General features: G+C 45.8%; 12 protein-coding genes and 1 riboswitch. Of the genes, 5 read left to right on the top strand and 7 right to left on the bottom strand.

Features of this window, described 5'->3' with window-relative positions:
- Positions 1-39: 39 nt before the first annotated feature.
- Both ACF8EG_RS01225 and ACF8EG_RS01220 read right to left on the bottom strand, forming a co-directional pair.
- A complete protein-coding gene (locus ACF8EG_RS01225) occupies positions 40-480 on the bottom strand; it encodes a phosphotyrosine protein phosphatase (RefSeq protein ID WP_025793681.1) in 441 nt (146 codons plus the stop codon).
- Between the two features lie 128 nt (positions 481-608).
- Positions 609-1,727: a polysaccharide export protein gene (locus ACF8EG_RS01220; protein ID WP_023584498.1), complete on the bottom strand. Its 1,119-nt coding sequence runs from the start codon at positions 1,725-1,727 to the stop codon at positions 609-611.
- Positions 1,728-2,181: 454 nt separating this feature from the next.
- Here ACF8EG_RS01220 and ACF8EG_RS01215 point away from each other — a divergent pair, with 454 nt between their 5' ends.
- On the top strand, positions 2,182-3,087 hold the full coding sequence (locus ACF8EG_RS01215; protein WP_069505670.1) for a hypothetical protein: 906 nt from the start codon (positions 2,182-2,184) through the stop codon (positions 3,085-3,087).
- A gap of 76 nt (positions 3,088-3,163) precedes the next feature.
- Here ACF8EG_RS01215 and nfsA read toward each other — a convergent pair whose 3' ends face one another.
- Entirely contained in the window at positions 3,164-3,886 is a 723-nt protein-coding gene (gene nfsA, locus ACF8EG_RS01210) for an oxygen-insensitive NADPH nitroreductase (protein ID WP_069505503.1), read from the bottom strand.
- 195 nt (positions 3,887-4,081) lie between these two features.
- On the opposite strand from nfsA, the gene ACF8EG_RS01205 reads away from it, so the two are divergent.
- Together ACF8EG_RS01205 and ACF8EG_RS01200 are read left to right on the top strand one after the other, a co-directional pair.
- The gene (locus ACF8EG_RS01205) at positions 4,082-4,723 is read left to right on the top strand and encodes a MarC family protein (protein WP_005458325.1); all 642 of its coding nucleotides are present in this window, start codon (positions 4,082-4,084) and stop codon (positions 4,721-4,723) included.
- 181 nt (positions 4,724-4,904) lie between these two features.
- On the top strand, positions 4,905-5,777 hold the full coding sequence (locus tag ACF8EG_RS01200; protein ID WP_069505501.1) for a patatin family protein: 873 nt from the start codon (positions 4,905-4,907) through the stop codon (positions 5,775-5,777).
- Between the two features lie 70 nt (positions 5,778-5,847).
- Here the strand turns inward: ACF8EG_RS01200 and gbpA are convergent, their stop codons facing one another.
- Both gbpA and ACF8EG_RS01190 read right to left on the bottom strand, forming a co-directional pair.
- Positions 5,848-7,311, bottom strand: coding sequence for an N-acetylglucosamine-binding protein GbpA (gene gbpA, locus ACF8EG_RS01195; RefSeq protein WP_069505499.1), 1,464 nt, complete (start codon positions 7,309-7,311; stop codon positions 5,848-5,850).
- 100 nt (positions 7,312-7,411) lie between these two features.
- Positions 7,412-7,516, bottom strand: a riboswitch (cyclic di-GMP riboswitch).
- 426 nt (positions 7,517-7,942) lie between these two features.
- On the bottom strand, positions 7,943-8,923 hold the full coding sequence (locus tag ACF8EG_RS01190) for a rhodanese-related sulfurtransferase (protein ID WP_005484186.1): 981 nt from the start codon (positions 8,921-8,923) through the stop codon (positions 7,943-7,945).
- Between the two features lie 325 nt (positions 8,924-9,248).
- On the opposite strand from ACF8EG_RS01190, the gene ACF8EG_RS01185 reads away from it, so the two are divergent.
- Positions 9,249-9,737 carry a GNAT family N-acetyltransferase gene (locus ACF8EG_RS01185; protein WP_069505497.1) on the top strand — a complete coding sequence of 163 codons (489 nt, stop codon included), beginning with the start codon at positions 9,249-9,251 and terminating at the stop codon, positions 9,735-9,737.
- Positions 9,738-9,812: 75 nt separating this feature from the next.
- On the opposite strand, the gene ACF8EG_RS01180 is transcribed toward ACF8EG_RS01185, so the two are convergent.
- On the bottom strand, positions 9,813-11,108 hold the full coding sequence (locus tag ACF8EG_RS01180; protein ID WP_069505495.1) for an alpha/beta fold hydrolase: 1,296 nt from the start codon (positions 11,106-11,108) through the stop codon (positions 9,813-9,815).
- Between the two features lie 210 nt (positions 11,109-11,318).
- Here ACF8EG_RS01180 and ACF8EG_RS01175 point away from each other — a divergent pair, with 210 nt between their 5' ends.
- On the top strand, positions 11,319-12,476 hold the full coding sequence (locus ACF8EG_RS01175; protein WP_069505493.1) for a D-alanyl-D-alanine carboxypeptidase family protein: 1,158 nt from the start codon (positions 11,319-11,321) through the stop codon (positions 12,474-12,476).
- Between the two features lie 84 nt (positions 12,477-12,560).
- Here the strand turns inward: ACF8EG_RS01175 and ACF8EG_RS01170 are convergent, their stop codons facing one another.
- On the bottom strand, positions 12,561-15,218 hold the full coding sequence (locus ACF8EG_RS01170; RefSeq protein WP_069505491.1) for an alpha-amylase family glycosyl hydrolase: 2,658 nt from the start codon (positions 15,216-15,218) through the stop codon (positions 12,561-12,563).
- Positions 15,219-15,273 lie beyond the last annotated feature (55 nt).

The raw sequence follows: 15,273 nt of genomic DNA, 5'->3' as shown, positions 1-15,273 counted from the left end.
GAATACCTTGCCATTAGCGTTAGTGTATAGTCTTTCGACTTATAGTTTTTTTGACCATGCCAATGCCGCTTTTTCTATCAGCGCATAAGCATGCTCGAATGCTTCCCTGCTTTGTCTGTATGGGTCAGGGATATTTTTTTCTTCGATCCATTGTCCAAATAGCATGGTTTTACCACGAGCCTCCGGAGCAATTTTTGTTAAGGCTTCTACATGGCCTTTTTCCATTACCAGTATAAGATCGTACTGAGCACAGAGCTCTGGTGTTAATTGCTGTGCTTCATGCCCGTCTAAACTAATACCGTGTTCACTGGCGAGGTTTGCAGCCATTTGATCTGCGGGCTTTCCTGATAGATGACTTTTGTGGACAGCTAAGCCTGCTGAAGCCACTTGCTTATTAGGAAGCAAAGATTGTAAAAGTCTTTCCCCGGTCGGGGAGCGGCAAATATTGCCTACACAGACAACGAGAATATTAGAAAACAAGTTCTCACCCTATTTAAGCTATTGCTAAATAATCGAATCTACATGCTCTATCTTGTTCTGAAGAGCAACAACGGTTCTTTTGGTATTAGAAAAGAGCACAAGGTTCAACTCTTGTGCTCATGTTAATTCTATGGCCAAGTGCGAATGCGTAGCACACCTTCTGTTAGCTCATTAAAGCCTGAAATCGTAGGCACTAGCTGTGTAATTACACGATTCCAACGGCTAATCGGAGCGGTGGTAACATACACAATATCATATGGATTTAGATCAAACTCGGTACCAATAACGAGTGCAGACGCATCAGACACATCTAACTGGTAGATGTCTGCCATTTTAGATTCTTCTTTTGAACGTCTAATGACAAAAACACCCGTGGCGTCTGCCGAAATTTGATTAATACCACCGACGTTACTCAGTGCTTCAGTAAGGCTCATGCCACTGCGATCAATTTTCAGCAGTTTTGGATCATTGACTTCACCCATCACGAATACCTTTTGTGCGTCATTACGTGGGATGTGGACAATGTCCCCCGGTTTTAGAAGACGGTTTTGAGTGAGATCACCTTGTTGCATTAGTGCATAAAGCGAGATGTTTTCAACCACCCCATTGCGTGTAAGAGTTGCATTGCGCCAGTCTGCCTCTTGAGCAAGTCCACCTGCGCGGTTTACTGCGTCTAGAAGTGTTAGTGGAATGTTAGTGATCGCTTGTTGGCCTGGCTTGTTCACTTCACCTGTAACATAGGTTTTTTTAGAGCGAAAAGCTGCGACGCTAACGTCTACTTGAGGACTTTCGATGTATTTTGCTAAACGGCTTGCTATATCAGAACGAATTTGTCGAACGTTTTTGCCTTCCACTTTTACAACGCCAATGTATGGGTAAAAAATGGTGCCGTCAGAATGCACCCAGTTCCCAGCTTCCGCAGAACTACGGTACGAACCCGCAGGAATAGTGAGCTCTGGATGATCCCAAATCGTGATGTTCAGAATATCACCGGGGCCAACCTCATACTCATATTTGGCTATTTCCACATCTAGCTCTGGGTTTGGTTTCGAGAAAGGCTCAATAGAGTTTAAAGAAGTGACTCGCTCCAAAGTTAGGGGATAAACGGTAACTTGAGACTCTATGTCACTGGATTCGGTAGTCATTACCGTTTTATCGCTGATAGAAAGATGGCTACCAGGAAGTGTACAGCCTGAAAGGACGATAGGAAGTACAGTTATCCCCAAAAATTTATTAAGTGTATTCATTGGTTTATAGCTACCGAAAGAAATTTGCCGACTGAAATTGAATCATTCTAGTTGAGCTGCATGTCATCAATATTGATGTTTTACTGCAGTTTAAGCCTGTAGAAAACGAGTCCATTCAGAATTATTTATGTAATAAGCACTCCAAATGGCTGCTTGCGACTTAGAGCTTTAGTTTTATTAATGAAGGTTGAAAACTGACCCACAAAAAATAGACAACTATTATCCATCTGGTTGCAATAAAGGCAACTAGATACTTAAAAAAATACTGACAAATATATGACAAAAATGTGTCTATCTAGAGTTATTGAGACGAATGCATGATTTTGCACAGGTAAGCAGAGATTAATGTGAAAAAACTCATGCCAAAGTTGTATGCATCCTATTTACACCATATGCAACTGCCGTTATGCTTCCTGTTGCGGTCGGATATAACAACAAATTATTGGAGCTAATTTTGAAAATCAAACTTTTAACGGCAAGTGTGGCTGCGGTTCTGCTGGCAGGTTGTGGTAGTGACAGTGACCCAGTAGTGAAAACTTACTCAGTTCAGGCTTATGATCCAGCTGTTATTGGCATGAAAGTTACCTACACGTGTGGTGACTTGACAGGTGAAGCTGACGAGTTAACAACTAATTACGAGACGATGGTTGGTTATGCTCGTATTAGTCATATTGATGTGGTTAGTGCACCACAAGATTGTGAGTTTGTACTAAGCCCAACATCAACAAGTCGTGATGCATCTAATAGTAAACCTATTACAACGACGTACAAAATCCCTAAAGGCCTTGCACAGGCAGATTCTCGTGTAACAGGTTCTCCGTTCACGACTCTTGTGGCGGATTCTTTGGAAGAAGGTGGGGTTTACTCTCCGGATGTTGCAGAGCAAGTTTTTGCTGACTTGGGTATTGATATTAATGCGATCGGTGTATCAGTAGACGATTTACTACGTAATACTGAAAATGTCGTAAAAGAGCTAGATAAGAGCACTGATGCTGCGACTAAAGCGTTGGCCACTAAGCTTGTGGCAACTGCAAACGTAGTTTCTGATGTAATCAAAGCGAACCCAACAGCAACGCCTAAGTCGATTTCAGTAGCGGCTAAAGCGATCACTGAAGAAGTCATTGCGAAAAACCCGCATTACCCGAAAGCGGGTGCTGATTCTGAAGATGTTATCTATGTAGAGATCTCTGCGGAAGATACGAAGAATGTAGTTGACCAAGTTGAGAAAGACATTGCAGCAGGTAAGCCTGTTGACGAAATCAAACCAACTGTTCCAACAATTCCTGATGCAAAACCGGGCAAACCAGTTAAGCCTGATCCACTTCCGGGTGGCGGTACTGGTGCTACGGGCGGTAACTAATAGTTAAGTTATCTCTGTATAGTTTATAAGGCCTCTGACGAGGCCTTTTTTTGATCCAGTTGATGACAACTGGATTTTATCTTCGCGCTAACCCCTTCCCATTTAAATACGGAAGAATATGCGGACGAGACTCACCAGCTAACTTGCTCGTAACTTCTTGTGACCACGTACTTTGTTTTTGATTGCTTGAGCGGTTTGCATAGTAGTTCTGCATCGTTTGGTCGTATGCTTGAATGTCATCTAAGTTGAGAGCTTGGTACCGGTTCTCGTGCACCACCACGTGCGCAGGTAGGCGAGGTTTAACTTCTGGGTTTTGATCTGGGTGGCCCAAACACATACCAAATAGGATGGCGGTATTCTGGGGTAGCCCCAGTAGCTCATCCACTTGCTGAGCATTATTTCTTAAACCGCCAATGTATACGCCTCCCAAGCCCATCGATTCTGCTGCCAGTAAGCAGTTTTGAGCCATGATTCCAGAGTCTACGGCACCTATTAACATTAACTCTGTGAAATCGGCTTGAACATCAGGATTAATACTGGCGTGACGCTGGTAGTCGATACAGAACACCAAGAACTCTGCCGCGCTTTCAACGTATGCTTGATTCCCTGCAAATTTCGCTAGTTGTGATCTCTTCTCTATGTCCGTGACTCTAACAATTGATACTACCTGCAACATACTGGATGAGGATGCGGCAAGACCCGCTTGAAGGATGGTTTCCAGTTGCTCTTTATCGATAGGCTGTGAGGTAAATTTACGAATGGAACGGTGGCCAAGAATGGTTTGGATCGTACTGTTCATGATGACTTAACATCCTTTGTTCTATTTTTAGGCTGAGCGTTCACCTTAGCGGTATTTAATGAATGGGTAAACTATCGCGAAAGAAAAACTGTGCCTTAGAGCATAAGTTTGAGTTCAGACTGGGGAAACGGCGCGCATTCTGTTTGTGAAGGTATATACTGTTTTTAGAATCAATAGTTTATCTACGTTGGAAAGATGAAAGAGCTGATACTTCATACCGTCACAGTGTTCATGGGGTTCTTTGCGATCATGAATCCCATTGCCAATATTCCTATCTTTTTGAGCCTCACGGCGGATGAAGATAAAGAGACCGTTCGATCAATAGCACTTCGTTCGGTGTTTATTGCTTTTGTCATCGTGGCTATTTTTGCCATCGCAGGAAAAGTGATTTTCGACCTCTTTGGCATCACCCTTTATGCGCTGCGCATTACTGGGGGGATCTTAGTCTTCATGATTGGTTTTAATATGTTGCAAGGAGATTCCACGCATCAAAAAACCAAGGAAAAAGCGTATTCGCCTGCGCAGCAACAGGCAGCCTTGAGTATTGCCGTATCACCGTTGGCGATGCCAATACTCGCGGGGCCGGGTACGATTGCGACAGCGATGAACTTTGCGACCACAGGTGGTTTTGACCAAACCATTATTACCATCGTTTCATTTGCGGTTCTTTGTATCATCACCTACATATTGTTCCTGTTTGGGGACAAACTGGTCAAAGCGGTAGGGCCTAGTGCTTTGAATGTGGTGACAAAAATGATGGGCCTGATTTTGGCAGTTATCGGCACCCAAATGTTCATCGATGGTGCTGGCGAAGCCTACAAAACCGTATTTGCCTAACTCTTCCCATATTTCCCAAATCCACACTTGTGTTGCGTCATAAGTGTGGATTTTTTGATCTTTAGTTTTCATTTTCTAAGCTCGAAATACATAGACTTCACCTATCTCAATAATAAGAATAACCAATTGTTGCTAATGCACGAATTTCATTACTCTTTTCCGAGAAATTAATGGGGGAAACATGGCAACGAAAGCAATTGTAGTGGAAGGTGGAGCGATGCGCGGCGTCTTTGCCAGTGGCGTGTTAGACGCATTTCTAGAGCGAGATTATAAGCCATTTGATTTTGCGATTGGTGTGTCGGCAGGCGCATCTAATTTGATTGGTTATCTGACCGATTACCCGCACCGCAGTATAAATGTGATTACAAAGCTCGCGACCAGCAAGCGCTTTTTCGATCCGACCCGTTTCCTCAAAGGTGGCGATTTGATTGATGTAAAATGGCTGTTTGAAGAGTCCAACCGTTTGTATCCCGTCGATGAGAAAAAGCTTTTTGAAGGCATTCCTTTTTTTGCGGCCACCACTAATGTGGACACAGGTAAAGCGGACTACTATCGAGTGACGCGAGAAAATTTCCATCATGCGATAGAAGCGACAACAGCATTGCCGATTGCTTACAAACATACTCCGTGTTTTTCTGGTGGTTGTTATGCCGATGGTGGTGTGGCGGATTCTATTCCGGTTCGAGAAGCTTACCGAAGAGGAGCGCGAGACATCACGGTTGTGCTATCGCACCCGCTGAATTACTCCAAAAAACCAGTAAAAAATACTTGGTTAATGAACAAGTTGTTTGCTGAACATCCCAAAATGGCAGAAGCGATGTTGCATCGTTCAGAGAACTACAATGAGTCGTTGGAATTTATCCGCAATCCACCGCGAGGAACCCGCGTGAGAGTGATTGCGCCGCCGGATGAATTTCATGTGCAACGCTTGTCGATGCGCCAATCCGTTCTACTCGAAGGGTATGAAATGGGGCTTCAAGAAGGCAGAACTCATATCACCAATCTGTCTGGTGGTTATGGTTTAAGTCGAGAAAACTGCCACTTTTGTCTTTAACTCGCAGTGATTGATAAAGTAAAAAGAACCCCGCGATTGGCGGGGTTCTTTACGTCTATCGTCTGCGAGATTAGTTCAGTTTATCCCAAGCCATTTCCCAGTGTGAGCCTGTCGCTGGCTCAAATTGTGTTGCACTCTCACTCCACTGTACGCAGTAGCCAGAGTAAGGGAATGGTTTACATTGATAAATCGCGCCGTCGCTTGCTAACACTTTTGTACCTGCTGTGTAGCTAGAAAGCCCCTCAGGGAATACAAAGTCGTATTCGCCTGATGGTGGTGGGGTGACTTCCTCACTTTTTAGATGGAAATCCAGAGTTTGCTGATCGACAAGGTTGCCATCGGTATCTTTAATGCGGGTCACTAACATGTGGTGCCCCGGTTCTGATTTGCTCAGCGTGAGTTCTACTTGTTCGCTTGCACCATCTTGAATTGAACCCGTCCAACTTGCTAGTGGTTCGCGATGATGATTGTAAACCGTTAACTCGGCGGTTAAGTCGCCCTCTGCGGTAAGAGTGAGGTCTAAAGCGGTTGGTTCTGTAGCAATTATGTACTCACTGGCAAGACCATCAACCGTGAGTGAATAGTCAGGTACTGGCGTTTCAATATTGTAGCCAATTTCAACACGCTCAAGGCCACTGTTTGATTGCAGGTAAATTGGGTTCGTGCCGTACACTGGCGTGAACTTGTCTTCCGAATATTGACCAGCTTGAAGCTTAGTTTGCTCTTGGTTGATTTTACTCGCCAAGGCGTAAGACCAGTTTTGCGCTTGAGTGAGTACGTCGTTACTAATTGCTAGTTCAGTGCGGTACGCAACGTTCTCACCAGATTGATCAAACACGCGAGTGTAAACCGAATCGCCAACCTTTAGATTCATAGTAGGGATGATTTGGCCACCTTGAGTCCACTCAGGAATCACAGGGGCGTCACCATCAAATTTGACATCGATAACGTTGTAGAATGATGCAGCGGTATCACCCACATCCCATACCGCAAGGATGACATGGTACCCCTCGCGTTCAGGCACGTTACATTGGTGGCTCATCTGTTTTGGTGGTTGAACCATATTGCCGTCAACCACACAGAAAGGGTTGAGATCGAACGAGTCGCGTGACAATGAAGCGTTCGGGTTCCAATTCGGTTTTGTGATGTAGTATTTCCAATCACGAGTCACGTGGTTTGCTGTAAAAGTCCATTCAAACGTTTGTGTACCAGATTTTATCGGACGTTTTACCCAGCGGTCGGCGGTTTGTTCGTCTAGTGCCGCAGCTAGAGCCGTTTCTGCGCTGGCAATTTTCCCGTCGCGAGGGCCTGTCTCTGGGAAGCCATCAGGGCCTTCGACGCTTTGTGGTTCATATTGAATTGCGCCGCAGTTAGTGTTTCTTTCATTGGTATCCGATGTTGGGTACTTACACAGCGCTGCACGACTTGCTGCGACGCCATCGTTGGATTCCGATACGTAACCGTGTGCTAAGACACCAGAGCTCATGCTTGCGATAGCAAGGGCAACGAGTGATTTATTAGGGAATGATTTCATTACACGTCCTCTTGTTTGGCTGACAAATGAATGCCACAACTCGGCGCATGCAGAGCACTCTCGTCCGCATCTGATTGGAACTCATTAGATACAGATAGAAAGTGGCAACCCCGCTATCTTAAGCACTAGTGTTGACTAGTTAAGCAGTGCTGGGAGACCGGAAGCTTTGCGTCCCATCCTTTCGAATGGTTTGCCGAAATGTGATTGAGCACTCGGAATGTAGCGTATGAATCTGCGCAAATAAAAATAATTCATCCCCTTGTGGAATCGTTCTCGCAATTTAATATCTATTTGCTAAATAAACGAATGACCTTTTTAATTGTGTGTAATTTAACTATCTGAAAATATTTGTTTTTAGGTATTTTTAATTGATTTTATGAATGAAATTCTGGGCATTCTATTGGTATGGTTTTTGAGTTTGTTTTGCTGCTAACACTGATGAGGGGGGAGTGCTCAGGGCTAAGTGCGACTGTGCTCTTGGTGAGGTTTTTTAGGTGTGTTTACTGTTGTCGAGTTCGATTTGAAACGTAAATGTTTTGCTTGAATGTTAGTGGGGAAGTGAATAAATAGTGATTGTAAAAAAGAGGGCGAGCCGTATGGGTTACGGCCCGCCGAAAGCCTATTGAGTCACTTAAGCTTGTTTACGTTGAGCTGCTTTTTTCGCTAGCTTTGCTTCGCGTCGCTGCGCACGTTGCTTAGCACTTTCACCACCAACGTGCTGCTCGCCTCGTTGATCGGCTAATGAAACTTGCTTTTCGCGCTCGCGGAATCGCGCAACTTGCTCTTCTGAATGTTTGCCGTGACATTTCGGGCAGCTCACGCCTTGCTCGAACAATTCAGACTGCTTGTCTTCTTCTGTGATCGGTAATCGACAAGCGTTACACAAATCGTAATCGGCTTTCTCAAGTTGGTGGTTGACAGCCACACGACCGTCAAACACGTAACAATCGCCTTCCCACATGCTCTCTTCTTGTGGTACTTCTTCAAGGTATTTAAGAATGCCGCCTTCTAGGTGGTAAACTTCCTCAAAGCCTTGCTCTTTCATGTAAGCGGTTGATTTCTCACATCGGATACCACCTGTACAGAACATCGCAACTTTCTTGTGTTTTGCCGGATCCATGTTTTCTTTCACATAGTCTGGGAACTCTCGGAACGTTTCAGTATTTGGGTTTACAGCCCCTTTGAAGGTGCCGATTTCGATTTCGTAATCGTTGCGAGTATCCACCACAAACACTTCTGGATCGGCGATCAAATCGTTCCAATCTTGAGGTTTCACATACGTACCTACCACATGGCGAGGATCGATGCCTTCAACACCCAATGTCACGATCTCTTTTTTCAGCTTCACTTTGGTGCGGTTGAATGGTTGCGTTTCAGAGTAAGACTCTTTGTAGACCGTGCCCGTTAAACGAGGCTCAGTATTTAGCCACTCAAGCAGCGTATCAATACCCGCGCGGTCAGAGGCGACCGTACCATTAATACCTTCCCCAGCCAGCAGTAACGTGCCGCGAATATGGTGTTTTTCCATCAACGCAAGTAATGGCTCGCGTAGCTCTTGATAGTTATTCAGCTCCACAAACTTGTACAGCGCACAGACTACATACTGACTCATGAGATTTCCTTTATAAAAACAGGTGGTCGATGACCTTTAAATTTTAGCGGCTCGGAGTATACCTGAGTAAATTAGTCGGAAATACGGACAAAATTTACGGATATTCTTGTCAGAAGAGAGGCGATGCTGGATGGGTAATCGCTCGGCAGCGAGACAAATCCGGTATGTGTTCAAACTCTTGGCAAAAACAAAAGGAGGAAAGGGAAATCAAACTCGACATGGTTGGTTGAAATTTGTACTGTGGCTAGGCTTTATATTTCTACCTAAATAGGTGATGAGCGAAAGCCAAAATGACAATAAAACCATCAGTTAGCAGGAAAAGGACATGCAGCAGTTTCACATCAGAAGGCTGAGAGAAGAAGATATCCCTTTACTCAAAGGATTATTGGTAGAGCTCGATACCTCTCACTATGAAGCCGAGCCTAACTTCTACCGATCACCCGAGGAAATGGCGCAGCTAAGGGAAGAACGTGGCGTCTTTGACAAGTATTTCGATGACAGCATGATCGCCTTTATCGCTTGCTCACATCGACAAGTCGTTGGATTTATCTCTGGTACCGTTCGAGATATTGACTCGATGGTTTCTGTTGCAAAGCGCGTTGGCTTCGTTAACGAGTTGGTGGTCTCGAAAAGTCATCGTAACTTAGGAATAGGCTTGTCGCTCATGGATAAAATCGAAAGCGATTTGTGCAATCAAGGTATTGAAGAAATTGGTTTAACCGTCGCATCGTTTAATCATGAAGGTGAAGATTTCTATCATAAGATGGGTTATCGCGTGATGACCAAAATGATGAGTAAAAGAGAGAAAGACTGATCGCCATAGTTCATAAGCCGCTATAAACGCCTTTTCACCAAATACTAAAAAGGCGTTTTTTAACGTCTGTCGTGCTTACTTCAACGTAGCTGCGGTCTGTTTTCCCATGGCAATGAGCCTGTCGAGAATGCGTTCACCGTCCGCACGTAAACCGTTGTGCTCGTACTCGTTGGTGATCCATGCTTTTGAATTTGGGATTAACGCGAGCGTCTCTCGGCTGATATCCATTTCAACAAACATATCATCGGCGTAAACGGCGCAACTGACAGGCACTTTATTTTGAGCCAATTGTGTTTGATCGTACAGCGCAGCCCAATCGTCTTTCGCGGCCAATATTTCTGCGGTGTCTTTTAGTGGCTTGAGGTTGACGTATTGGTCGAACATCCACGGGAAGACCATTTCCCCCGTAAAGTAAAACGGCTGGCCAGGTTCATAATTAAACTCTGGTCGGGTTTGGCGAACACGGTGCGCACTCCAACTCGACGCAAAGCCTTGGCAGTAAATCGATTCATGCAAAATGGCGTAAATCGGGTTGGTTTGGAAGTTTTGCTGCGCCAGCATATCGTTCAAGAACTCATAGCGAAGTTGTGGTTTGCCGTTCACTTCAATCAACGCGCTTTCTAGCCAATAGTAAGTTGGCAAGAAAGTATCACTCACACCAAAATTGATGCCGATTTGTTGAAATTGTTCCACCGTGAAGCGTTGACCATTTGGTAGGTACTCTTCATTTTCCAGCAAGTGATTCGCAATGTTTTGGCAAAGTTGTTGCGCACTTGGAAATTGTTGGAAGAACGCTTGGTTTTTCTCCATGGTGCGTTTGAAGGTGGCTTCATACACATCGTCGGCATGACGTGAGACTGATGGCACGCCACCTGTGATGTAGCTTTGTAGCAAGCTGTCTGGGAACAAAGACAAATAGGTGAGGGAGCAAAACCCACCAAAGCTTTGACCTAAGATCGCCCATTTTTCGACGCCAAATTGCTCACGAATGTATTCCGCGTCGCGCACGATGTTATCCGCTCGGAAGTGGCTCAAGTAGTCTGCTTGTTGCTCTGGCGTGAGGTGAGCAAGAGTCTGGTGATTAATTACGCTGCTATTGCCCGTACCGCGCTGGTCGAGAAGCAAAACTCGGTACTCTTGCAGCGCGCGTTTTACCCAGCCGCTATTGCCGTTTTGACGCGGAGAGGGAAAGCCAGGCCCCCCCTGAAAGTAAACCAACCAAGGTTTGGTCGATTCTTCATCGCCAACTAGGCAAACCGCACGGGCGAAGATTTCAATGGTGCCTTTGCTCGCGTCTTGGTAATCCAGAGGAACGGTAAAACTGTGGGGAGTGTAATGCAATCCTGCGTCGATAAATGATTGAGCGTTCATTGTTATCTTTATTTCCTTATTGAGGGGTAGCGCTACTTTACTGCGAATAGCATGAAGAACCAATGCTATTTCCCAATCGCCTCTTCAGTTCTATACCTTGGTCAAATCAATGTAAGTTCAAGAAAATGAAACGATTAGCGACTGGTGCAACTGGTTGAGTGAGCTATGCTCAATAGAGTTGCGACAAAGTAAGAGCATGGAGGAAGTCGGATGAAAGTGTCACTGGCTCGATGGACAATTGTGACTTGTTTAATAAGCGTACCTACTTTTGCCGTTGTTACGCCCAACCCACCTCAGTTACAGGCAAAAGGCTACGTATTAATGGACTTTCAATCCGGTGCCATTATTGCCGAGTATAACGGGCGAGCAGGCCTTGCTCCGGCGAGTTTAACCAAGTTGATGACCGCTTATGTAGTTGGACAAGAAATCAAAGCGGGGCGTTTGAAATGGGATGATGTTGTCACCGTGAGCGAAAACGCGTGGTCGGCCAAGTTTCCCGGTTCTTCTAAAATGTTCATCAAACCGAAAGATGAAATTAGTGTTGCGAACTTAATGCGCGGCGTGATCATCCAATCAGGAAATGATGCGTGCGTTGCACTGGCTGAGCACGTTGCAGGCAGCGAACGCGGCTTTGTCGCCTTGATGAATGGTTGGGCGGAGAAATTAGGACTGCAAGATACCTATTTTGTGAACTCCCATGGTCTTGATAGTGATGGCATCCAAACCTCACCAACCGATATGGCAAAACTCATGCAGTCGATCATCAGCGATGTTCCTGATGTGTACGCGCTATACAGTGAGAAAGTCTTCAAGTGGAACGACATTACGCAGTACAACCGCAATAAGTTGTTGTGGGACAATTCCATTGATGTCGACGGGGGCAAAACCGGCTACACCAGCAATGCCGGATACAGCTTGGTGAGCTCGGCCAAAGAAGGAAGAATGCGCCTTATTTCGGTGGTGATGGGCACGCCAAGTAAACAGGCTCGGATCAGCCAATCGAAGAATCTACTCAGCTATGGTTTTCGTTTTTATGACACCAAGCAAGTTGCTAAGCAGGGCCAAGTTGAGTCTAAAGTTCGCGTTTGGAAGGGAAATACCAATCAAGTTGAGGCGATCTTTGCTAAAGATGCCTATCTCACTCTGCCTCGTTCAATGACGGCTGGGCTTGATAAGAGTGTGGTGTTAAATGAACCGTTGATTGCGCCGATCGCGCAAGGGGATGAGATTGGTAAGGTCATTTGGAAAAGCGATGACAGTACCGTGGCGAGTTATCCCTTGGTCAGCAGCCAAGTGGTAGAAGAGGGCTCGTGGTTCGGTCAGCTTTGGGACAGTCTGGTGCTGTGGGTGAAATCGTTCTTTAACTAGAATAAAAACGAGCAGAAGTGTCTTTCTGCATTCTTTTGTTGATGGCCGCCCAGCTAAACGCTGGGCGGTGTTTTATTTAACGGTTTATTCCGACAAGGTGATGATTGGTAAATCGTCCCAAATCTTACTTTCATCCGATGCGCCACCGGAGAAGTTCCAAGGGCCTTTGTCTTGCTCTAGCGGACGGTAAGTTGCCGAAAGGCCGTCTAAGTCCCAAGTCGTGACATAGAATCGGATTCCATCGAGCGAATCTGGGCGGCCTAGTGCATCGCTAGCAAAGTCCATCGAAATGGTGTTGTTGGCTTTGTCTACCGTGACCATTGGTGCTGGTGTTACGGCTTCTCCCCATGTCGTCGCATTTGCTCCTTTGGTGTTGTAAATCGAGCTTTGCCAGCCAAAAACAACCGCATTGCGACTCCAGGTTCCGCTTGGCATAGAAGCGTTGATCTTCGGTAGCTCAGACAAGTTGGTTGCCGCTTCTTCCGGTAAATCAATAAAGATGGTGAAACCCACGTGGTCGAAGCCGTTTGGTGGCAACCAAGTGTCGGTGATCTTGTCCATGGTGAAGGTCAAGCGTACGTTACTGCCAACGGTAAACACTTCTGCTTTGTTGATTGCGAGTTGGCTGCTGTCTTTGTCGAATGTTGGATCGGTTGGTAGCGAGTAGTTACCGTTAGGACCGCCCATGCCGTCTTGTGCATCGCCTGCATCATCAATAGTGTCGTCTGGCGTGTTCGACCAGCTTAAGTCCGACACAAAGTTAACATCTTCAATGCCAGCTTTTTTCTCAGTAGAATAAATCGCGAAGCGGTGTTGCTGTTCGCCAATCGCAAAATGACGAGTCGACAGCGTGACACTAAACTGACTATCAGCACCTACGGTAATGGCTTGTGCTGTTTCCAGATTACCGTCTACGACAAGGTTCAATTTCTCGTTTGCGTTAGCAGTACCAGTAATCACGATGTCATCAGTGATGGTTTGTCCTTCCCAATCTTGAGCAAGTCGGATATTGAGGTCTGGGGTATCTACAGATTGATTGCTGCTTGTTTTTGAGTAAATCACTGCAGACTTGGCTGGTAGCTCAAGGGTTACGTTACCATTTTCATCTGCGACTAACTGTTCTGGAGCGTCTGCCCAGTTCGACATGATTTGTTGTTTGAAGACGGTGCCGCCAACTTGTTCTACATCGAGTTGGTTCATCAACATTGGCGAGTTGGATGTATTCATCACAACCAAGACTTCGTCGTTATCCAACGTTCGGGTAAAGGCGAAGACGCCCGCGCCCGCTTTATCGCTGCCAATCACTTTTATTTCGCCACGTGTCATGACTTTGTTTTCAGTGCGTAGCTTAGCAAGCTCTTGGATGAACAAGTACATCTCGCTGTTTTGGTCGAATGAGTCTACGTAGTTGCCATCTTCACGATACCCTCCGGCGAACATCGCATTACGCGCCGCTGACATTGCTTGCTCTGTACCTTGGTAAATCACAGGAATACCCGGTACGCTCATCATGGTGATCAGTGCTTGTTTCATGTCATTCACGCTACCTTGCGACAGAAAGCGCGGCATGTCGTGATTATCAATGAAGTTCGGCATGATGTATGGATTCGGGAACATCTCCATCATTTTCTCAAGACGGAAACGCAAATAGTCGGTCGGTTGCCCTGATGCAAATACGCGCGTCATGGTCGCTTGCAATGGGAAGTTCAGTACCGAGGTTAGCTGTTTCGGCGAGCCACTTTCACCGATGTAAGTAAGCATCTTCTCTTCGCCTTCGGTGTGGTAAGGCGTAGATGTTTCGAATACTTCACCAAAAGTGAGGAAGTTGTCACGACCGGTATCAACCGCTTGCGTCATCACACCATCGTCGGCATGCAGGAAATCGTTCCAGAAATCGTGTTCAACAAACTTCACCGTATCGATACGGAATCCGTCGACGCCGACTTCGCGAATCCATTTTCGGTAGCTCTCTTTTAGATAAGCGCGTACTTCAGGATCGGACGTATTAAGGTCATCCAAATCAGAGAGCTGCCAGGTTTTTTCTTGTACTGGATCGTTGTGGTCGGTGATGGTCGGCGTCCAGTGGTAGCTGCCTGTGCCGTCTGTTTTACACTCGTTCATGTTGAGTGGGTACGGCAGTTCTTGCCCGGCGGGTAGCGCATTTTTAATCAAACGGAAGCCTTGGCAAGGTAGGCTTGGATCATAACTGTAAGGATCATCGTAGGTGAAGAAGTTGCCTACATGGTTGGTCACGATGTCCTGAATTAAGAACATGTTACGCGCATGCACTTCGCGTGCTAACGCTTGGTAGCTTTCCATGTCACCAAAGTGTTCATCCACTTTTTGGAAATCGCGCGCCCAGTACCCGTGGTAGCCGCCGTAGTTTTGCTCTGCATCCCACCATTGGTTAGCAACTGGCGGAGTAATCCAGATCGATGTGGCACCGAGATCTTCGATGTAGCTTAACTTATCACTCACACCAACGAGGTCGCCGCCGCTGAATTTTTTATCCGAAGTCGGATCGAATTCGTTTTGCCCTTGATCATTAAGAGCGCTGTCGCCGTCGTTAAAACGGTCGATCATCAGGAAGTAAATGATTTGATCTTGCCAATCAGGAGATGCCACGTGGCTGCCTGTATCGATTGGTGTGGTTTCGTCGCTTCCACAGCCAGAAAGAGCAAGAGCGATCGCTAAAGGAAGTATTTTTATTTTATTCATTGGGTTAGGTAGAGTTTCAAACACGGTTTTTGCCTCCGTTATGCAGCAATGCAGAAACGATAAAGCAAAGGTTTGAAGT

Origin of the sequence: Vibrio sp. YQ_11 (assembly GCF_043103065.1) — a bacterium.
Taxonomy (GTDB): domain Bacteria; phylum Pseudomonadota; class Gammaproteobacteria; order Enterobacterales; family Vibrionaceae; genus Vibrio; species Vibrio parahaemolyticus.
Note: the sequence above shows the minus strand (reverse complement) of the source record. Positions and strands in the feature narration are given on the sequence as shown.